The sequence below is a fragment of the Amycolatopsis sp. NPDC006131 genome, assembly GCF_040614175.1.
GTDB lineage: Bacteria > Actinomycetota > Actinomycetes > Mycobacteriales > Pseudonocardiaceae > Amycolatopsis_E > Amycolatopsis_E tucumanensis.
Genome location: NZ_JBEXTX010000062.1, coordinates 20,128 through 39,985 on the forward strand (window position 1 = coordinate 20,128; position 19,858 = coordinate 39,985).

Consider the following 19,858-nt stretch of genomic DNA (forward strand, 5'->3'; position numbering starts at 1 on the left):
GCAGGTTGCGTGTCCCGGAGGCGTGGCTTCCGCCTGTGTTTGGGCGGGCGTTCGCGGAGGTTGGCACACGGCGCAGTGCCCGGGGCGAACTGACGTCGTGAGCCGGTCGCGAAGCTGAGGGCGCGGCTGCCACCAGCCTCAACCGGCTGTGGGCACGGGTCGCCGGTGTTGTCTCCTGGGCATCGCCGGCGGCGGCGTATGACAGGGCCGCGTCGGAGGGCGGCCTCGGGCGCGACTAGGTACCAGCCTGCCGCTGGGTGGATGGCGGCAGGTTGTCGCGCTGGTGCTGTCCCTGCCGCGTGGGCGAGCTGACCGGGTGGCGCCCCTCAGGGGGTGACTTCGACCGGGGCCTTTTCCGTGGCCGAGATCTGTTCCGGGACGGAGATTTCGACGCGCGGGACCGACGGGGGCTTACCGTTGGTGGGTTCGGCCGGTTTGGGCTGGTCGAGCGGCTCCCCGCTGGTAACGGGGGCTGCCGGTGGCGCGTCGGCGGCTGTCGGGGGCTCTGTCGTCGCCGTCTCAGCCAGGAGCGGGGTTGCCTCGGCCAGGAGGGTGTTGACGGCGCGGAGGCGGCTGGCCGTGTCGACTCGGATCTTGTCCAGTTCGGCGACCTTGGCGGTGGCCTCGTCGGTGCGGCGGCGCGCTTCGGCGGTGGCTTCGGCCAGCAGTTTCTCGGCTTGGGTGCTGGCCCTGGTGACCTTGTCCTCGGCGCGGGCGGTCGCCGAGGCGAGCATTGCGCTGGCGCGGTCGGTGGCCTCCGCGACCATCGCGTCCGCGCGCTTGGTCGCGTCGGCCAGCAGGGCATCGGCGCGGGAGGTCGCGTCGGCGAGCTTCGCGTCGGCCTGGGCGGTGGCGTCGGCGACGAGGGATTCGGCTTTGACCTGAGCCTCGGTGGTGAGCTTTTCCGCCTGGGCGGTGGCGGTGGTGACCAGCTCGTCGGCCCTGGCCTGGGCGTCGGCCTCCTGCTTGGTGGCCTTCGCCTGGAGGGACTCGGCCTCGGCGCGCGCTGCGGCCACTGTCTGGTCGGCTTCGGCACGCGCGGAGGTCAGGGTCTTCTCGGCTTCCGCGCGGGCCGAGGAGAGCAGGTCATCTGCTTGGGCGCGGGCGGATGCGACCAGGCTGTCAGCTTCCGCCCGCGCCGAAGCCACCGTGGTTTCGGCCTCGGCCCGCGCGGACGCGAGCGTTTCGTCCGCTTCCGTGCGGGCGGAGGTGAGGGTCTTCTCGGCCTCCGCGCGGGCGGAGGTCAGCGTTTCGTTCGCCTCGTCGCGGGCGGAGGTCAGCAGGCGGTCGGCTTCGGCCTGCGCGGAGGTGAGAGTTTTGTCGGCTTCGGTGCGGGCCGAGGTCAGCAGGCGATCAGCCTCGGTGCGGGCCGAGGTGAGCGTCTCCTCAGCCTCGCTGCGGGCGGAACTTAGCAGGTCATCCGCCTTGGTCTGGGCGCTCTTGACCAGCTCGTCGGCCTTTGCGGTGGCCTCGGCTTCGCGTTCGGCCAGTGCTCGCATCGACGTGGCCCGCCGGACGGACATCGCCTCTTCGAAGTCCCGCTCGATTTCGGCTCGGCGGCGGGCCGCCTGTTCGTCCAGCTTGCGCCTGCTCTGCGTCGCCTGGCGGGTCATCAAGTCGACCTCGGCCTGGGTGCGGCGCATCAGCTCGGCCTGCTCCTCGGCCATCTCCCTGCGCCGGAAGTCCAGCTCGGCGACCAGGCGTTCGTGCCGCTCGCGCAGCCGGCCGGCCGCCTGTTCGGCCGCCGCCCAGCTCCGTTCGGCCGCCAGCCGCGCCCGCTCGGTGACCTCGGCGGCCTCGTCCTCGGCCAGCTCCACCATCCGCAGCAACCGCTCGGTCAGCCCCTCCGCCTCGATGGGCGTCCGGCTGATCCGGTCGATCTTCTCGCGCAGGGCGTCGTTCTCCGAGCGCAGGTCCTCCAGCTGCGCGGCGAGCCGCTCGACGGCGGCGGCCGCCGCGTCCCGGTCGGCGATCACCATCCGCAGGTCGGTCTCCACGGCTCGGACGTACGCCTGCACCTGACGGGCGTCGTAGCCACGCCACGTGCGGTCGAAATCGGTCCGCAGTGGCACCAGGTCCTCGCGAGCGTCCACGGCCGTCATCCGCACCTCCCGAAGAGACTGTCCTGAATGGACAAAGCTGCTGAAAGCCTGCCACTGCCCAGCATCCTCTCATCCGGCCCCGGCGTCCACCCGCAGGGGCCGCGCGTTCGGAAATTCCGGTGTGACGTCATCGCATTCGCCTTCGGGTCCACCTCCGCAACTCGGATGGCGGCACGCCTGCACGGGCAGATCTCCTGCGCGGCAACGGCATCGGCAGCCGATTCACCTGCAGGTAGTGCCGCGGCCGACGTTCGGATGCTTCGCGTTCGCGCCCGTGATCACCGTGTGCGATGGCGAGTTCCGGAAAAAGCACTGAACCTTCAAGTCCCGGTCGAGCCAAAAGCGGGCGCGAAACGACGAATGGACCACCCGCCACGAGCCGGCGGCGACATGCCAACGAGCTGCCGGCACCGGAACAGCCCGGACGCCGGGAGCGTGGTGGCCAGGAGGCCGGACTTAGTGGCCAGGCGGCCGGGCGGTTGGCCGGGGGGTGGGCGGTTGGCCGGGCGGACGGGCGTGGTGACCGGGCGGCTTGAAAGGTTGGCCGGGCAGCTGGGCGGCTGGGCGTGGTGGCCGGGCGGCGGGAAGGTTGGGCGGCAGCTGGGCAGCTGGGCGTGGTGGCCGGGCGGCTGGAAGGTTGGGCGGGCAGCTTGGCTGGGCGGTTGGCCGGGCGGACGGGCGTGTGGCCGCGCGGCTGGAAGGTTGGCCGGGCTACTTGGGGGTGGTGGCTGGGCGGTTGGCCGGAGGGGCCAGACGTGGTGGCCAGGCGGTTGGCGGGCGGCTGGGCGTGGTGGCCGGACGGCCGGGCGGTTGACCAGGCGGCTGGGCTGTTGGCCGGGCGTGGGCGGTTGGGTGTGGTGGCTGGGCGATGGGCCGTGTGGCCAGGCGGTTGACCGGGCGATTGGCCGGACGGCCGGACACGGCGGCCAGGCAGCCGGACACGGCGGCCGGATTCCGGGCGGTTGGCCGGGTTCCCGGGTCCCGCACGTCACCGGCTCCCCGGTCGGCGGACCGGGTGGGCGCGGGGCGCGGCGGCCGGTATCAGTGCAGGTCAGAGGGGCCTGGATTGGTCCGGGCCAGCGGGTTCGGGCAGGTCGCAACCGCCCGGCGCGGGTGGCCTGGACCGTTTCGAGGTGTTTGCCGCGCGGCGTGTGGAGCCGACACCGTAGCCTTGCCGGGGTGACGGAGACCGAGGGGCAGGACAACCCGCGCGTGATCGCCGGCCGGTACCGGCTGCAGCGTCACATCGGCGGGGGCGCGATGGGCGTCGTCTGGGAAGCGAACGATCAGCTACTCGACCGGACCGTTGCGGTGAAACAACTTCTGCTACCGCCGCGGCTCACCCCGGAAGAGGCCGAGCAGGCCCGCAAGCGCTCCTTCCGCGAGGCCCGCCTCGCCGCCCGCCTCCAGCACCCGCACGCCATCACCGTGTTCGACGTGGCCGACGACGACGGCAAGCCCGTGCTGGTGATGGAGTACCTGCCCTCGCACAGCCTGGCCGAGGTCCTCGCCGAGCGCGGCAGCCTCCCGCCAGGCGAGGTCGCCCGCATCGGCGCGCACGCGGCGTCCGCCCTGGCCGCGGCCCACGCGGCCGGCATCGTGCACCGCGACGTCAAGCCGGGCAACATCCTGCTCGGCGAGGACGGCATCGCGAAGATCACCGACTTCGGCATCTCCAAGGCCGCCGACGACGGCACCCTCACCGGGAGCGGCCGCTTCGCCGGCACCCCCGCGTTCCTCTCCCCCGAGGCCGCGCGCGGCGAGACACCCGGCCCGGAGTCCGACGTCTACTCCCTCGGCGCCACCCTCTACGCCGCGGTCGAGGGCCGCATGCCCTACGGCGACACCGACAACCAGATGGCGCTGCTCTACGCGGCCGCCGCGGGCCGCGTCGCCCCGCCGGAACACGCCGGGCCGCTCACCGGCGTGCTCACCCGGATGCTCGACGTCGACCCCAAGGCCCGCCCCACGATGGCCGAACTGGCCGCTGAGCTGGGCAAACTCGCCTTGATGACGGCCACGACCAAGGTCGACCCGGTGCCGCCGCAGAGACCGTCGCGGCGAAGATTCGCCTACGCCGGCGCCGCGCTGGCCGTCGTCGCTGCCCTGGTCGTCGCGCTCGTCATCCTGCTGCCCGCCTCGACCGGGGACAACGACGCGCCCGCCGACCAGGCCTCGGCCCCGCCCTCCCCCACATCCGCGACGAACAGCCCGGCAGCACCGTCGACCAGCGTCACCACCGTGACCAAGACGGCGACCAGCAGCCCGAGCCCGACCCCGGCCACCGCCTCCGCGGTCCAGGCGGTCAGCGACTACTACGCGATGATGCCGGGCAACACCGACGCCGGCTGGGAGCGGCTCGGCCCGGGGCTGCAAGCCCAGGGCAAGACCCGCTACGTCAGCTTCTGGTCCAGCATCAGCTCCGTCACCATCGTCAGCGGGCCACGCCAGGTCGACGCCAACACCGTCGAGGTCACGGTCGACTTCGTGAAGGGCGGCTCGCACTCCCGCGAGCGGCACCACCTGGGCATGATCGAGCGCGACGGCAAGTGGCTGATCAACACCGACACCCCGGTCCGGTAGAACGGGAGACGTGGCCTACTCCGCGCTCTCCCACCTGGACTGCCCCCGCTGCCACCTGACGCACGACGCGGACCGCGTGCAGGGCCTCTGCACCTGCGGCTCACCGCTGCTCGCCCGCTACGACCTGGCCGCCACCACGGTGACCAGGGACGAGATCGCCGGGCGCGAGCCGACCCTGTGGCGCTACCACGAGGTCCTGCCGGTCCGGTCGGCCGCGAACGTGGTCACCCTCGGGGAAGGCATGACGCCGCTGCTGCCGCTGCCCACCTACGGCGAGCAGGTCGGCGTGCCCGGCCTGCTGATGAAGGACGAGGGCCTGGTCCCGACCGGCTCGTTCAAGGCGCGCGGCGCCGCGGTCGGCGTGTCCCGCGCCGCCGAGCTGGGCGTCACCGGGATCGCGATGCCCACCAACGGCAACGCCGGCGCCGCCTGGGCCCTCTACGCCGCGCGCGCCGGCCTGCGCAGCCTGATCGCGATGCCGGTCGGCGCGCCGGCGATCACGAGGGCGGAGTGCCGGGTCAGCGGCGCCGAGCTGTACCTGGTCGACGGCCTGATCTCCGACGCCGGGAAGCTGATCCGCGACGCCGTCGCCGAGCGGGGCGGCTACCAGGACGTCTCGACGCTCAAGGAGCCGTACCGCATCGAGGGCAAGAAGACGATGGGGTACGAGATCGCCGAGCAGCTCGGCTGGCGCGTGCCGGACGTGATCGTGTACCCGACCGGCGGCGGAGTCGGCATCATCGGCATCCACAAGGCGCTGCTGGAGATGCGCGAGCTGGGCTGGATCCCGGACGGCAAGCTGCCGCGGCTCGTCGCGGTCCAGGCCACTGGCTGCGCGCCGATCGTGGACGCGTTCGAACGCGGCGCCCGCGAGTCCGAACCGGCCGTCGGCGCGCACACGATCGCCTTCGGGATCACGGTGCCCAAGGCGCTCGGCGACTTCCTGGTGCTGGACGCCGTCTACGCCACCGGGGGCACCGCGATCGCCGTCAGCGACGAGGAACTGCTGGCCGAGCAGGGCAACCTCGCGCGCGCCGAGGGGACGTTCGTCTGCCCCGAGGGCGCCGCGTGCTTCGCCGCGGTCCGCAAACTCCGCGGATCGGGCTGGCTCTCCGCGGACGACGAGGTCGTCGTCCTCAACACCGGCGCGGGCATCAAGTACCCGGAGACGGTCGAGGTGTCCGTGCCGGTGCTGGCCAAGGACGGCGCGATCCCGCCTCAGGGCAGGTAGTACATCGGGTTCGGCAGCTTGACCGGCCGCTCCGCATGCCCGCCTTCGAGGTCGCTGTACTGGTCGCCGAGGTTGAGCACGATCGTCTCGCCGGTGGCTTCGATGTGCGCCCGCGTGCCGGACTTGTACTGCACGGTGTCGCAGGTCAGGCCGCACGCCAGGTAGTCCGGCGCGGTGGTCTCCGGCTTGAAGAACGCCGCCGCCGGCGCCGGGTAGCCCTCGTTCGCCAGGTTCTTCAGCGACGCCGGGCCCTGGTGCTCCTTGCGGCCGGTCAGGAAGTAGACGTCGACGCCGTGCTGCGCGGCCCAGTTCGCCAGTTCGAGGGTCGGCTTGATCGCCGGGAACGCCCCGTCGTTGATCACCTTCTCCTGCTTGACCGGGTCGAAGCCGAAGTCGTTGTCGGCTTCCCAGCCGTAGGTGACCTCGGAGGTGTCGTCGATGTCGAGCACGATCGCCGGGTTGCGCACGCCCTGCTGGAGGCGGATCGCGAGGTAGCGCTGGGCGCCCTCGACCTGGCGGCGGACGTCGGCGGCCCACTGGCTGCGGTCGGACTCATGGTGCTTGCCGTCCGCGTCCACCTGGTCGCCGTAGTAGGCCTTGACGTCGAGCTTGACCTGGCCGAGGTTGTCCGGCTCGTGGCTGCCGCCCGAGGTGGCGACGGCGGTGGCGCCCCCGGCGACGGTGGCGCCGATCGCGGCAGCGGCGGCCAATTTGACCAAACCGGACATTCTCTCACGCAACACGGGTCCTCCTCGTGAACGGTTGACGACCCGAGAACCTACCCCGGGATCCGCTCCGCGCGACAGAGGAAGAAGTGGGGTGTGCGGCCGATCCGCGTGAGCACCACGCTGGCCTCCTGGTCGCCCGCGAGCTTGAGCCGCTTGCGCAACGCGTCCGGGTCGACGTCCAGGCCGCGGACCAGGATCTCCAGCCTCCCGACGCCACGGGACCGCAGCAGCGAACGCAGCGATTTCTCCTGGTAGTGGCCGTGCTCCAGGACGCGGAAGGCCCGCACGCCGGGCGGCGGCACGTCGCCGGTCAGGTAGGCGATTCGCTCGTCGAGCTGCCACAACCCGTGCCGGGCCGCGTAGTGCTTGACCAGGCCGGCCCGCACGACCGCGCCGTCCGGGTCGACGATCCACTCGCCCGGCGCGGCGGCGCCGACGTCCGACGGGTCCCGGTCGGTGATCGTCCACTGTGTACCGTCGGAGCGCAGCACGGTCGCTCGACGCGAAGCGGTAGCCAGGCCGGCGCTCCACACGCAGGCCTCCCGCACCTGGCCGTCGAGCGACACCAGCTCGATCTCCACCGCCCACGGCACGGCCGCCGGATCCAGGCCGGGGGCGCACTTCACGGCGAGATCCCGGCCCGCGTAGACCTCGGCGAGCTCGTCCAGCGGCGGCGCGAAGTCCGACGGGCGCCCGGTCCGGCGGCCCGCCGAGTCGCGGCGGGCCGGATCGGCCACGACCACCGCGTCCCGGCTGACCGGCCGCAGCGCGTCGGCCTGGACCAGCGCGACGCCTGGGCAGTTGTGCCGCGCCATCGCCAGGCGCACCGGGTCCAGGTCGGAGCCGAGGCACCGTCGCGCGACCCGGGCCAGCTCGGCCAGGTCGGCGCCGATCGAACAGGTCACGTCGTGCACGTCGCGGCCGGCCAGCCGCTCCGCGCGGTGCCGCGCCACCGGCGGCACGCTGGCCTGCTGCAACGCGTCGCCGGTGTAGAGCCACGACGGGTCGAGCTTGCCCTTGCGCCGCAGCAGCACGGTCTCCAGCACCGCGGCGAACCGCTCACCGGCCAGCTTGCGCACGGCCGCGACGTCCGCGATCCGGTCGGTCAACGGCAGCTCGCCGACCTGCGTCAGCGCACGCGCGCCTTCCTCCGAGCGGAGGAAGGCGACGTCGTCGAGGGTGAACGCGTAGGGCACTTACGGCTTGATACCGGTGATCATCACGTTGTAGAACAGCTCGCGCGGCAGCACCTTGGACAGCACCTTCTTGTCCAGCGCGGACAGCCGCAGCCACAGGTGGTAGGCGAACATCCGCCACCGCACCGTGAGCTTCTCCTGCGGCACCGCCGCCTCGAACGTGCGGATCGGCCAGCCGGCCAGCGCCGCGCTGAACTCCTCGGTGACCGCGCGCACGTCGACCGCTCCCGCGCCGAGAGCCATGCGCTCCAGCTCCGACGGGTCGAACGTGTGGATGTCGACCACGGCCTCCAGCGCCGCCGCGCGCGAGGACTCGTCCAGCTCCTCCTGCGGGCGCCGCCAGCCGCTCAGCGCCGGGACCTTGGTGACGTTGGTGGTGAGCCACCAGGTCAGCTGGCCGAGCTTGCGCGCGTAGAAGTTGCCGATCTTGGTCGGCTCACCGGCGAACACGAACCGGCCGCCCGGCTTGAGCACCCGCAGCACCTCGCGCAGCGCGCCCGGCACGTCCGGGATGTGGTGCAGCACCGCGTGCCCGACCACCAGGTCGAAGCTGTTGTCCGGGTACGGGATGCGCTCGGCGTCGGCCACCCGGCCGTCCACGTCCAGGCCCAGGTTCTCGGCGTTGCGCAGCGCGACCTGCACCATGCCCGGCGAGAGGTCGGTGACCGAGCCCTTCTTGATCACCCCGCCCTGCATCAGGTTGAGCAGGAAGAAACCGGTGCCGCTGCCCAGCTCCATCGCGGTCGGGTAGGGCTGGCCCTCCTCACCCGCGACGGCGTTGAACACGTCGGTGGCGTAGGAGATGCAGCGCTCGTCGTACGAGATCGACCACTTCTCGTCGTAGGTGCCTGCCTCCCAGTCGTGGTAGAGGATGTTGGCCAGCTTCGGGTCCGAATACGCCGCCTTGACCTCTTCCTCGGTCGCGTGCGGGTTCGGGGCGGGGTCGGTCACGTCACTTCCCTTCGAAGGTGGCCTTGCCGGGGCCGTTCTCCACGAAGGAGGTCATGCCCGTGGTCTGGTCCTCGGTCGCCCACAGCGCCGTGAACAGCTGCGTCTCCAGCTTGAGGCCGCTGGCCAGGTCCATGTCGAGGCCACCGTCGATCGCGGCCTTGGCCTGCGCGAGCGCGACGGCGGGGCCGTTCGCGAACTGGCCGGCCCACTTCTGCGCCGCGGAGTAGACGTCGTCCGGCGCGACCAGCTGGTCGACCAGGCCCAGCGACAGGGCCTCCTCAGCCTTGACGAAGCGGCCGGTGAACACCAGGTCCTTCGCCTTGCTCGGGCCGATCAGGCGCGCGAGCCGCTGCGTGCCGCCCGCGCCGGGGATGATGCCGAGCAGGATCTCCGGCTGGCCGACCTTCACGTTGTCGCCGGCGATCCGGTAGTCCGCGCCCATCGCCAGTTCGAGGCCGCCGCCCAGCGCGTACCCGGTGATCGCGGCGACGACCGGCTTCGGGATCGCGGCGACCGCGGCCACCGTGCTCTGCAGCTTGGCGCCGAAGGACCGCATCTCGACGTAGGAGCGGGTGACCATCTCCTTGACGTCCGCGCCGCCGCAGAAGGTCTTCTCCCCGCCGTAGAGGATCACCGCGCGCACGTCGGACCGCTCGGTGACCTCCTGCGCGGCCACTGCCAGCTCGGCCGTGACCTGGCCGTTGATCGCGTTGACCGGGGGCCGCTCCAGCCGGATCGTGCCGATCCCGCCATCCACCTCGAGCCGTACGAACTCGCCCACGCTGGCATCCTCCTTGATCTTGCGGTGCCCTACCGGCCGGTAGGGGTGACCTTACCGGCGACGCGCGAAGAAGCGGTCACCCGAGCGTTCGAGGACGAGGTCCTGGTCGAACGTCTTGGACAGGTTCTCGGCGGTGAGCACGTCGTCGACCAGGCCCGCGACCACGGCCCGGCCTTCCCGCAGCAGCAGCGCGTGGGTGAAGCCTGGCGGAATTTCCTCGACGTGGTGTGTGACGAGCACCATGGCCGGCGCGTCCGGGTCGAGCGCCAGCTCGGACAGCCGGGCGACCAGGTCCTCGCGGCCGCCCAGGTCGAGACCCGCGGCGGGCTCGTCGAGCAGCAGCAGCTCCGGGTCGGTCATCAGCGACCGGGCGATGAGGGTGCGCTTGCGCTCGCCCTCGGACAGGGTGCCGTACTCGCGGTCGGCAAGGTGCCGGATGCCCAGCGCGTCCAGCAGCTCCTCGGCGCGGCCGGTGTCCATCGTGTCGTACTGCTCGCGCCAGCGGCCGATCACCGCGTACCCGGCGCTGACCACGACGTCGATGACCTTCTCGTCCCCCGGCACGCGCGAGGCGATCGCCGCGGAGGTGAAACCGATGCGCGGGCGCAGGTCGAAGATGTTGGTGCGGCCGATCTGCTCGCCGAGCAGGTGCAGCGACCCGGTGGTGGGGTGCAGCTCGGCGGCCGCGAGCCGGAGCAGGGTGGTCTTGCCGGCGCCGTTCGGGCCCAGCACCACCCAGCGCTCGTCCAGCTCGACCGACCAGTCGAGGCCGGCCAGCAGGTCGTTCTTGCCGCGGCGGACCCCCACCCCGGCCATCCGCACCACGAGATCGTCAAGGTCGTTCGGCTCGCTCACGGGCCCATTGTGGCCGCCGGGCGCCGCCGGAGTCCCGCCGCCCCCGTACCACTTGGTGGGACGTCACAGCGGGTAGCCGGATCTCGTGGCACGATGCGCTTCGTGAGCACCTCCTGGTACCCGCGGCGCCGCTTCTGGCGCAACCGTGCCGTGGATCTGGTGCTGGTCGCGTCCTGCGGGTGTAGCCCGACGCGGCACGGTCGCTGACCTGCCGCGTCTCGCCTCGTCCCTGATTTCACGCGACCTTCTGGAGACTTTCGGTGACTTCTGTCCTGCGTTCGACCGAGATCCACCCGCGCCTGACCGGAACCGCGCTCGAGGAGCTGCTGCACCCCGAGCGGCTGCTGTGGACGCCGACGCAGCTCGCCGGCCTGACCCGCACCGTCACGCTGGAGCTGGGTGCGCGGATCTCGGAGTTCCTGCACTTCGACGCCGACCAGCGGTGGTGGGCGCGGCTCGCCCTCACCGAGGGGATCGAGCTGTGGGTGCTGACCTGGCTGCCCGGGCAGGGCACCAAGCCGCACGACCACGGCGGCGCGGCCGGGTCGTTCACGGTGCTGCGCGGCGAGCTGTCCGAGGAGTACCGCTACCCCGGCGGGCCGATCCGGCAGCGCACGCACGTGACGGGCGACGGAATCGGGTTCGGCGCCGGGCGGGCGCACCAGGTGACCGGCGCCGGCACCGAGCCCGCGGCGAGCATCCACGCCTACTCGCCGCCGCTCGTGCCGACACGCGAATACACCAGTCTGGCTGACGTGCCCGCCGAGATCCCGCCGCTGCCGGGCATCCTGCGGTGATGAACATCGACGAGATGCTGGCCTCCGCGCGAGCCACCCTGAAGCGGGCCGAGCCCGCCGACGCGTGGCGGCTGCAGGCCGAGGGCGCGCTGATCGTGGACATCCGGCCGATCGGCTACCGCGAGGCCGAGGGCGAAATCCCCGGCGCGGTGCCGGTCGAGCGGATCCACCTGGAGTGGCGCCTCGACCCGGCCAGCGACCACCGGCTGCCCGGGGTGCGCCCGGACCGGCCGGTGGTCGTGGTGTGCAACGAGGGCTACGCGTCCAGCCTGGCGGCCGCCGACCTCCGGCGGCTGGGGTTGTCCCGGGCGACGGACCTGGTGGGCGGTTTTCGGGCGTGGCGGGCTGCCGGGTTGCCCGTGCAGCCGGGTGGCACGCCGGCGGTTCCCTGAGGGGAGCTGGTTGCCGGGGGCCCCGCGGTGGCGCGGTGCGGTGTGGAGTGGCGGGTGGTTGCGGTGAACTGCGCCGCGGAGCGGCGGGGACTGGGGTGCACTGTGCCGCAAACCAGCGCGGGGCTGCGGTGCACTGGCCGCGAAGCGGCAGGAGGCTGCGGTGGGCGGGCGAGTGCGGCGCGGCGGGGACCAGGCCGACGGAGCGGCGGTCCGCTGAGGCGCACGATTCCGCGAGACCGGACTGGCGCGACGGCAGCTGCTGCCGAGGCAACGGGGGCGCTGCGCCGCGAAGCGGCCGCCCGCCCGCTGGGCGGGCGCGGAAGCCCGGCACGCCGGTAGCGGGGGCTGCCGGGGCAACCAGCCGGGGTGCGGCGAGGGGGCTGCCGCGGGGAACGTGGCTCGGCGGCAGCTTCCGCAACCCCGGCCAAGCGGGGCGTGCCGATCCTCACGACCGGCACGCCCGCTCACCTACCCCGCCGGGGCACGCCCGCTCGCCTAGCCCGCCGGGAGGAACTTCACCGCGTCTGCCCTCGCGGTCGCGGCTCCCGCGGTCAGCGTGACCGCGCTGGACGTGCCTGCCGGGAAGTCCCACGTGCCCAGCTTCAGCCAGCCACCCGTCGTGTAGTCGGCGGTCACCGTGCTTGTCTGTCCGTTGTAGACCACCGTCAGGCGCGCCGCGGAATCAGTCGACGGTACCCGGTAGATCCACACGTCGTAGGTCCCGCCGGCACGCAGGTTCGGTCGCCACGTCGCCGTCGAGCCGGGGGTCTGGCTGTACCGCGAGCTGTTTCCGACCGTGAAGCCGGCCAGGGAGCTGTCCAGCCAGGTGCCGGTCTCCGAGTAGCCGTAGTCGGCAGGCGTGTCGTTGTCGACGTAGTACTCGCGCTGGTAGTACCGCACGTAGTCGAACTGCGCGGTCGCCGGGAGTTTGCTCTCGTCGACCGTCTCGTACGCGATCGACGTCAGCCAGATGTTCACGTAGTCGTGCGTGTCGAGGCTCGGCGGGTAGGTCGCGGTGTTCGTCAGCACCCCGTCCACGTAGAAGGCCACCCGGCTTTCGTTCCAGTCGAAGCCGTAGGTGTGCCAGCCCGCCGAGGTGTCGAAGCCCGGGCTCGTCCACTTGCGACCGACGTCGGTCTTCGTGCCGTCCGGCTGCCACGCGTTGACGCCCTGACTGATGCTGCCCGGCGCACTGGAATTGATCTCGAACTGGTCGATCTCGGTGCGCCGGTCGGGGTTGAACGTCGTGCTCCCGTCACCGGCCATCGCCCAGAACGACGTGTGCCAGCCGGATCCCACGGGCGTCTTCGCGCGCGTCTCGTAGTACCCGTAGCGGAAGGACTGCTTGCTCACCACACCGCCCGCGGTGTAGGCGTAGCTGCCGACCTGCTCCTTGCGCAGGTTCAGCGTCAGCACGCCACCGCCCTCCGTGACGTTCGCGGGCAGCTGTGCGCTCTTCACCTTCTGATCGGTGCGGTAGTTCCACTTGGCGCTGTCCACTGTGGAGTCGTTGAACTCGTCGCTGAAGACCAGTGTGTAGCCGGATCCGGCTGGGGTGGTGACCGGGCCGGCCGCCACCGCGGCCGGAGCGGTCACCAGCGCGGCCGCGACCAGCACGGCGGGGACGAGTGCGTACCTCGGCATTGAGGGTTCTCCTTGACCGGTGGGGACTTCAGGCCACGGCGCGGGCCTTGGGCCCGGCCGTCTCCCGCACGACCCGCAGGACGGTGACCAGCGTGATCGCGGCGGTGAGCATCACGTAGAAGGCGGGCGAGAGCCGGTAGCCGCTGGCCGAAATCAGCCAGGTGGCGATGTAGGGCGCCGTGCCGCCGAACAACGACACCGCGATGTTGTACGGGATCGCGATCGCGCCGGAGCGGATGCGCGGCGGGAACAACTCGGCCATGGTCGCCGACACCGCACCGTCGTAGGCGGCGATCAGCAGGCCGAGCACGACCATGCCGAGGATCGCCAGGAACTCGTTGCCCAGCGACATCAGCAGCAGCGACGGCCAGGTCAGCAGGATGAACCCGGCTGTGCCGGCGATCAGCAGCGGGCGGCGGCCGATCCGGTCGGACAGCGCGCCGGCGAACGGCACCGCCACCGCGACCACCGCCAGGCACACCGTGGAGGCGACGAACGACTGCACCTTCGTGAAGTGCAGCGTGGTCTGCAGGTAGCTGGGCATGAACGTCTGCAGCGTCCAGTGCGCGACACCCTTGATCACGACCAGCCCGGCCAGCACCAGCATCGCCTTGCCGCCGGTGCGGAAGGTTTCCCGCACCGGGCTCTCGGTGACCTCGCCCCTGGCCTCCAGCTCGCGGAACTCCGGCGTGTCCTGCAGCTTGAGCCGCAGGTAGAGACCGGCCAGGCCGAGCGGCAGCGCGAGCAGGAACGGCAGCCGCCACGCCCACGAGGTCATCGTCGCGTCCCCGAACGACGCGGTCAGCAGCAACGCCAGCCCCGACCCGAAGACGAACGCGGCGAACCCGAAGGTGTCGGCGAAGCTGGAGAAGAACCCGCGCCGGTTCGGCGGCGCGTACTCGTACAGCACCGTCACCGCGCTGGAGGTCTCGCCGCCCGCCGCGAAACCCTGCACCAGCCGGGCGACGACGAGCAGCAGCGGGGCGAGCGCGCCGACCGCGTCGTACGTCGGCAGCACACCGATCGCGAAAGTCGCCAGCGACGTGGTGAGCACGACGATCGCGAGCACCCGCTGGCGCCCGATCCGGTCGGCCAGCGGCCCGAAGAACAACCCGCCCAGCGGCCGGATCACGAACCCGGCGGCGAACACCGCGAACGTCGACAGCAGGGCGGCCGTCGGGTCGCCCGCGGCGAAGAAGTTCGCGGCGATGACGGTCGACAGGGTGCCGTAGATACCCATGTCGAACCATTCCACGAAGTGACCGGCACCCGCGGCGAGCAGCACTTTCCGGCTGGGCACCTGGCCGGTGCTCACGGTTTCGGGCACAGCGACCTGTTCAGACATGACGACCTCGTTGTCCGTGTCGGAGTGGGATCAGCGGAGTTCCGCTTCCGCGATCATGCGGGAGACGGGGAATTCGACGGTGAAGCCGAGCAGTTTGCGGGCCTTCGCGTTGGACGTCGTGTAGTGCACCGCGGGACCGGGCAGGGCTACGTCCACATAGTCCAGTCCGGCGCGGCGGGCCAGTTCCGGGACCAGCCAGTCGAAGTCGACCGAGTCGTCCGCGCCGAGACCGATCACCTCGCCGTCGAGGCCGGGGGTTTCGACGGCGGCGACCACACCGGCCGCCAGGTCGCGGGTGTCCAGGATGCCCATCCGGAACGGCGTCCCGTCCTCGCCGCGCGAGAGCACGAGCTTGGTCGTGCCGTCGTCGTGTGGTTCGAGCGCGGCGACCGCGGCCGCGTTGCCGAATGCCCGCTGCTGCTCGATCTTGCGGTGCAGGAAGAACCGCGGCCCGGAGAAGAAACTGTTACGGTCCAGCAGCTCGGCGGCGTCCTGGAAGTGGGAGAACCGCAGCACCACCGCCTCCAGCCCGCGGGTGCGGCGGTAGAAGTCCACAGTGTCCTCGGCGAGCTTCTTCGTCAGCCCGTAGGCGCTCGTCGGCGCGCGCGGGTGGTCCTCGTCGAGCGGCTGGTAGACGGGTTTGCCCTCGGGGTAGACCTCGCCGGTGCTGGCGAGGACGAGCTTCGCGCCCGCCAGAGCCGCCGCTTCGGCCACGTTCGCGGTGCCGAGCACGTTGGTCTCGAACAGCGCCGCGTCGTCGGCCCGCTGCCAGGACATCCGGGCGGCCAGGTGCACCACCACGTCCGCGCCTGCGCAAACCGAAATCAGACCGTCCCGATCGGACAGTGGCAGGCTGACCGGCGGCGCGACGTCGATCGGCACTACCGTGTGGCCACGCTCTTCGAGCCGTCCGGTCAGCGTGCGGCCGAGCCGTCCCGCGGCCCCGGTGACGGCGATCCTCACCGGACCTCCCGCACCGGGGTGTGCACCGGGCCGAGGTAGCCGAGGCCGATGCTCACGCTGTCGGCCGCCTCGACGATCGTGCGCCCCAGGTCGGCCTCCCGCTCGTCGAGCGCGATCGCGGACAGCGCACCGGATAGCGAGATCGCGGCGACGACCGCGCCGGTGTGGTCCCGCACCGGCGCGGCGATGCACGCGCGGCCCAGCGCCAGCTCCTCGATCTCGGTCGAGTAGCCGCGGCTCGCGATCCGCGCGAGGTCGGCGTTCAGCGCCTCGAACGTCGTGATGGTGTGCGCGGTGAAGCCGTGCAGCGGCTCCGGGCCCAGAAGTTCCCGGCGCTGCTCCGACGGGAGGCCCAGCAGCAGGCTCTTGCCCATGGCGGTGGCGTGCAGCGGGTTGCGCTGCCCCATCAGCGAAAACGACTTCTGCGCCAGCTGACCTTCGACATTGAGCAGGTAGAACAGCTCGGCGCCGCGGCGCACCGCGACGTTGGCGCCGAGACCCAGTTCCCACGCCAGCCGCTGCGCCACCGGACGGGCCTGCCGGTAGATCGGGTCGTTGTTGAGCGCGATGCCCGCCATCGTCAGCACCGCCGGGCCGAGCTCGTAGAGCTGGCTCACCGGGTCGCGGCGGACCAGGTCGACCGACTCCAGCGTCGCGAGCAGCCGGGACGTGGTGGAGATGCCCAGCCCAACCTCCGCCGCGACGTCGGAGACCCGCAGCGCGGGCCGGCCGAGGGTGAAGGCGTTCAGCACGGCCGAGGCCCGCTCCACACTCTGATTGCCACCGCTTTCGGAAACCATGGCACGAAGTATGCGGAGCCTTTGCATATTTCGCAAGTCCTGTGCAAAAATTGGCAACCATGCGCATCGCCGAGGTGACGACCTACGTCTTGAAGCTGTCCGGTCCGCAGGCCTACCTGGGGAAGCTGGAGGACGGCAGCGAGCTGAGCGAGGACCGCGGTTACGTCGTGCGTGAACCGTGGCGCAGCCTCTACTCCGGCCGGTTCGAGACGATGCTCGTCCGCGTCACCGCCGAGGACGGCACCACCGGCTGGGGCGAGGCGCTGGCGCCGGTCGGCCCGGAGGTGCCTGCCGCGATCGTCGACCGGATGCTCGCCGGCTGGCTGACCGGCCGCGAGATCACCGGCGTCCGCCCGCTCTGGCTCGGTCTGCGGGACCTGATGCGTGAGCGCGGGCACCTGGTCGGGCACCAGGCCGACGCGCTGGCCGCGGTCGACATCGCGCTGTGGGACCTCTACGGCAAGCTGACCGGGCTGCCGGTGGCCGACCTGCTCGGCGGGGCGGTGCGCACGCATGTCCCGGCCTACATCTCCGGCCTCGCCCGCTCCACCGACGCCGAGCGCGCCGCGCTGGCCGCGGACTGGGTCACCAAGGGGGCGACCCTGGTCAAACTGGCCCTGGGCAAGGGAATCGAGGCGGACCTGGCCACCTTCGACGCGGTCGCCGAGGCCGCGCCGTCGATGCGGATCGCGGTCGACGCGCACTGGGCGTACCGGATCGGCGAGGCCGTCGAGCTGGGCCAGGAACTGGACCGGCGCAAGGCCCTGTTCTTCGAGGCACCGCTGGTGCCCGAGGACGTCGACGGGCACGCCGAGCTGGCCGGGCGCATCCGCACGCCGGTCGCGGTCGGCGAGGCGATGCGCAACCGCTACGAGTTCGCCGACTGGCTCGGCCGCCGCGCCCTGCGACTGGCGCAGCCGGACGTGGCGCGCACTGGCATCACCGAGGCGATGTCGATCGCGGAACTCGCGTCGGCCCACCACGTGGCGGTCGCCTGCCACCACTCGGTCGGCCTGGGCATCGCGCTCGCCGCCGGGATCCACGTGTCCGCGGCCAGCGCGGACACCCCGTTCTTCGAGTACCAGCCGGACACCGTCCCGGTCGCGCAGAGCATCCTGCGCACCCCGCTGACCGCCGGGCCGACGGGGTTCGCCGTGCCCACCGGGCCGGGGCTGGGCATCGACGTCGACGCCGACCTGATCACCGAACTCGCGAAGGAGAACTGACCCGTGCCGGACACACCCACCGGTCTCATCCCCATCCTGGCCACGCCGTTCACCGCGGACGGCGAGCTGGACCTGCCATCGCTGCGGTCGCTGGTGGAGTTCCAGCTCTCCTGCGGCGTCGACGGGCTCGCCGTGTTCGGCATGGCCAGCGAGGGGTTCGCGCTGACCGCGGCCGAGCGGGAGGTCATCCTGCGCGAGGTGCGGGCGATGACGTCGTTGCCGGTCGTCGCCGGGGTCAACGGCACCAGCACGGTGACCGCGCTGGAACAGGTCCGCGCCGCGGGTGACGGCGGGGCGGATCAGGTGATGGTGCTGCCGCCGTTCCTGGCGAAACCGTCGCCGTCGCAGGTCGTCGAGTTCTTCACCGAGGTCGCCGGCGCCGGGGTGCCGGTGATGATCCAGGACGCGCCGGGCGTGACCGGCGTGCCGGTCGATGTCGCCGCGGTGGCCGCGCTCGCCGGTGTCGACGGCATCACCTCGATCAAGGTGGAGGCGCCGCCGACACCGTCCAAAGTGGCCGCCGTGCGCGATGCCGCGGGATTGGCCGTCCTCGGCGGGCAGAACGCGCAGGCGCTGATCGAGGAGTACGACAACGGCGCGGTCGGCACCATGCCTGCGTGCGAGTTCACCGACTTGCTGCGGTCCATTCTGGACGATCTCGCGGGCGGACGCCGGGCCGAGGCGCGGGCGGAGTTCACCCGGCTCTTGCCGTTGATCCACCTCGGGGTTCGGCCGGGACAGGCGTGGGCCGTGCACAAGGAGGTGCTGGTGCGGCGCGGGATCATCCGGACGGCCACCGTGCGGCTGCCCGCCCGGCCGCTGGAGCCGATCACCGAGAAGGCCCTGACCGAGGTCCTGGACGAGCTGGCGCTGCCGGCGTGGCGCCGGTGAGGGGCGTCCTGGTCGTCGGCGGCGGCTCGGACATCGGGCGGGCGATCGCCGCGGCGTTCCCGGACGACCACGTGGTCGGCGCCGGGCTGGAGCCGGTGACCGACCCGGTGTTCGGCGAGTACGTGGTCGCCGACTGCGCGACACCGGCGGGCGCGGAAGCGGCCGTCGGCGCGCTCGACCGGCTGGACGTGCTGGTGCTGGCGGCGGCGTCCCAACCGGTGGCGGCCGCCGCGGAAGCGACCGACGAGCAGTGGCGCGCGGCGATCGCGAACACGCTGGACGCGGCGTTCTACCCGGCGCGGGCGGCGCTGCGGGTGATGACGGCCGGGAGCAGCATCGTCGCGGTGACGTCGGTGAACGGCTTCCTGGCCGCGCCCGGCCTCCCCGGCTACGCGGCGGCGAAAGCCGGGGTGGACGGGCTGGTGCGGCAGCTGGCGCTGGAGTACGGCCCGCGCGGGATCCGGGTCAACGCGGTCGCGCCGGGCATGATCGGCTCGGCCGACCTGCCCGCCGTGGCGGAGGGCTACCCGCTGCGCCGCACCGGCGAGCCGCGCGAGGTCGCCGACGCCGTAGCGTTCCTGGCGTCGGCGCGGGCGTCGTTCGTCACCGGCGTGGTGCTCCCGGTCGACGGCGGGCTGTCGATCGCCTCGCCCGCCGCGTTCCTGCGGCCGGACCTGCGCGCCCGCTTCCTCCAGGTGTGATGTCCAGGGAGGTTGGTCAGCCGGGTGGTGAGAGCACTCGTTCGATGGTGACGCCGCTGGTGGCGAACCAGGTCACCGCGCGGCGCAGCACCGCGGTGGCGGTGACAGCGGTTTCGTCGGCGTGGATCTCGGCGTAGGCGAGGCGGGAGTGGTCGTCGAGCGCGGTGTGCACGAACGCGGTCCCGATCTTGGGGTTGCGGTAGGAGTTGCGGGGCTTGTCTGGTGTCGCGGCCCGGTTGCGGTCGCCTTGGGCGCGGCCGACGAACCGGTGTCCGCCGCCGTCGGGAACGTTGCCGAACTTGGTGACATCAACATGAATCAGCGAGCCGGGGTGATCGTGTTCGTAGCGGCGCGGCGGCTCGCCGGTGACCCGGTCGATCCGGGCCAGGCGGTTGATCCGGCAGCGCACCAGCACCGCGTGCACGGTGGAGGCGGGCAGGCCGAGCCGGCCGGCGATCTGGACCGGGCCCAGCCGGTGGCGCCAGCGCTGCCGTGCAGGTCCAGCCCTGTTCGACAATCAGGCGCGCGAGCCGGAGCCGGGTGCGTGGCGTCAGGTGGCACACGAAGGCCTCCGGTGTGGTTCCACGACAGCTCCACTTCACATCCGGAGGCCTTCACCTGTCTGCACGACAGGCCGTCACCGGTCACCTCGAATCGGAACAACGTCCCTGG

17 protein-coding genes and 1 pseudogene are annotated in these 19,858 nt (G+C 72.1%); 7 read left to right on the top strand and 11 right to left on the bottom strand.

Going from position 1 to position 19,858, the window contains the following annotated elements; all coding sequences use genetic code 11:
• Positions 1–326: 326 nt before the first annotated feature.
• Positions 327–2,102 carry a DivIVA domain-containing protein gene (locus ABZ215_RS27335; RefSeq protein WP_354952669.1) on the bottom strand — a complete coding sequence of 592 codons (1,776 nt, stop codon included), beginning with the start codon at positions 2,100–2,102 and terminating at the stop codon, positions 327–329.
• Between the two features lie 1,179 nt (positions 2,103–3,281).
• On the opposite strand from ABZ215_RS27335, the gene ABZ215_RS27340 reads away from it, so the two are divergent.
• Together ABZ215_RS27340 and ABZ215_RS27345 are read left to right on the top strand one after the other, a co-directional pair.
• A complete protein-coding gene (locus ABZ215_RS27340; protein ID WP_354952671.1) occupies positions 3,282–4,685 on the top strand; it encodes a serine/threonine-protein kinase in 1,404 nt (467 codons plus the stop codon).
• Positions 4,686–4,695: 10 nt separating this feature from the next.
• On the top strand, positions 4,696–5,916 hold the full coding sequence (locus tag ABZ215_RS27345) for a threonine synthase (RefSeq protein WP_354952673.1): 1,221 nt from the start codon (positions 4,696–4,698) through the stop codon (positions 5,914–5,916).
• Here ABZ215_RS27345 and ABZ215_RS27350 read toward each other — a convergent pair.
• From ABZ215_RS27350 to ABZ215_RS27370, 5 genes are read right to left on the bottom strand one after another with little or no spacing between them, the layout of a single operon-like run.
• Positions 5,904–6,644 (bottom strand): HAD family acid phosphatase, encoded by a 741-nt coding sequence (locus ABZ215_RS27350; RefSeq protein ID WP_354952675.1) that lies wholly within the window; start codon positions 6,642–6,644, stop codon positions 5,904–5,906. The genes ABZ215_RS27345 and ABZ215_RS27350 overlap by 13 nt on opposite strands.
• A gap of 50 nt (positions 6,645–6,694) precedes the next feature.
• Positions 6,695–7,840, bottom strand: a complete 1,146-nt coding sequence (locus ABZ215_RS27355; protein ID WP_354952677.1) for a class I SAM-dependent methyltransferase — start codon at positions 7,838–7,840, stop codon at positions 6,695–6,697.
• Positions 7,841–8,791, bottom strand: a complete 951-nt coding sequence (locus ABZ215_RS27360; RefSeq protein ID WP_017984452.1) for a class I SAM-dependent methyltransferase — start codon at positions 8,789–8,791, stop codon at positions 7,841–7,843.
• Between the two features lies 1 nt (position 8,792).
• A complete protein-coding gene (locus ABZ215_RS27365; protein WP_020421932.1) occupies positions 8,793–9,572 on the bottom strand; it encodes an enoyl-CoA hydratase-related protein in 780 nt (259 codons plus the stop codon).
• A 51-nt stretch (positions 9,573–9,623) separates the two neighbouring features.
• Complete coding sequence (locus tag ABZ215_RS27370; RefSeq protein WP_354952702.1) at positions 9,624–10,388, bottom strand: ABC transporter ATP-binding protein; 765 nt, start codon at positions 10,386–10,388, stop codon at positions 9,624–9,626.
• 299 nt (positions 10,389–10,687) lie between these two features.
• Here ABZ215_RS27370 and ABZ215_RS27375 point away from each other — a divergent pair, with 299 nt between their 5' ends.
• A complete protein-coding gene (locus ABZ215_RS27375) occupies positions 10,688–11,224 on the top strand; it encodes a cysteine dioxygenase family protein (protein ID WP_354952679.1) in 537 nt (178 codons plus the stop codon).
• Positions 11,224–11,616, top strand: coding sequence for a rhodanese-like domain-containing protein (locus ABZ215_RS27380; RefSeq protein ID WP_237339224.1), 393 nt, complete (start codon positions 11,224–11,226; stop codon positions 11,614–11,616). Before ABZ215_RS27375 ends, ABZ215_RS27380 begins: the two co-directional genes overlap by 1 nt.
• 495 nt (positions 11,617–12,111) lie before the next feature.
• Here ABZ215_RS27380 and ABZ215_RS27385 read toward each other — a convergent pair whose 3' ends face one another.
• The 4 genes from ABZ215_RS27385 to ABZ215_RS27400 are packed head-to-tail and all read right to left on the bottom strand — an operon-like array spanning position 12,112 to position 16,368.
• Positions 12,112–13,260, bottom strand: coding sequence for a glycoside hydrolase family 16 protein (locus tag ABZ215_RS27385; protein WP_354952681.1), 1,149 nt, complete (start codon positions 13,258–13,260; stop codon positions 12,112–12,114).
• 28 nt (positions 13,261–13,288) lie between these two features.
• Complete coding sequence (locus ABZ215_RS27390) at positions 13,289–14,605, bottom strand: MFS transporter (protein WP_354952683.1); 1,317 nt, start codon at positions 14,603–14,605, stop codon at positions 13,289–13,291.
• Between the two features lie 30 nt (positions 14,606–14,635).
• Entirely contained in the window at positions 14,636–15,568 is a 933-nt protein-coding gene (locus ABZ215_RS27395) for an NAD(P)-dependent oxidoreductase (RefSeq protein ID WP_354952685.1), read from the bottom strand.
• A complete protein-coding gene (locus ABZ215_RS27400) occupies positions 15,565–16,368 on the bottom strand; it encodes an IclR family transcriptional regulator (protein WP_354952687.1) in 804 nt (267 codons plus the stop codon). The genes ABZ215_RS27395 and ABZ215_RS27400 overlap by 4 nt, the downstream gene beginning before the upstream one ends.
• 59 nt (positions 16,369–16,427) lie before the next feature.
• On the opposite strand from ABZ215_RS27400, the gene ABZ215_RS27405 reads away from it, so the two are divergent.
• Genes ABZ215_RS27405 through ABZ215_RS27415 form a run of 3 tightly spaced genes read left to right on the top strand, consistent with a single transcriptional unit; the run spans position 16,428 to position 19,186 of the window.
• Positions 16,428–17,594, top strand: a complete 1,167-nt coding sequence (locus tag ABZ215_RS27405; protein ID WP_354952689.1) for a mandelate racemase/muconate lactonizing enzyme family protein — start codon at positions 16,428–16,430, stop codon at positions 17,592–17,594.
• A 3-nt stretch (positions 17,595–17,597) separates the two neighbouring features.
• A complete protein-coding gene (locus ABZ215_RS27410; protein WP_354952691.1) occupies positions 17,598–18,485 on the top strand; it encodes a dihydrodipicolinate synthase family protein in 888 nt (295 codons plus the stop codon).
• Positions 18,482–19,186, top strand: coding sequence for an SDR family oxidoreductase (locus ABZ215_RS27415; protein WP_354952693.1), 705 nt, complete (start codon positions 18,482–18,484; stop codon positions 19,184–19,186). Before ABZ215_RS27410 ends, ABZ215_RS27415 begins: the two co-directional genes overlap by 4 nt.
• A 28-nt stretch (positions 19,187–19,214) precedes the next feature.
• Here the strand turns inward: ABZ215_RS27415 and ABZ215_RS27420 are convergent.
• Positions 19,215–19,707: pseudogene (locus ABZ215_RS27420) on the bottom strand (IS481 family transposase); the annotation flags it as partial.
• Between the last annotated feature and the right edge of the window lie 151 nt (positions 19,708–19,858).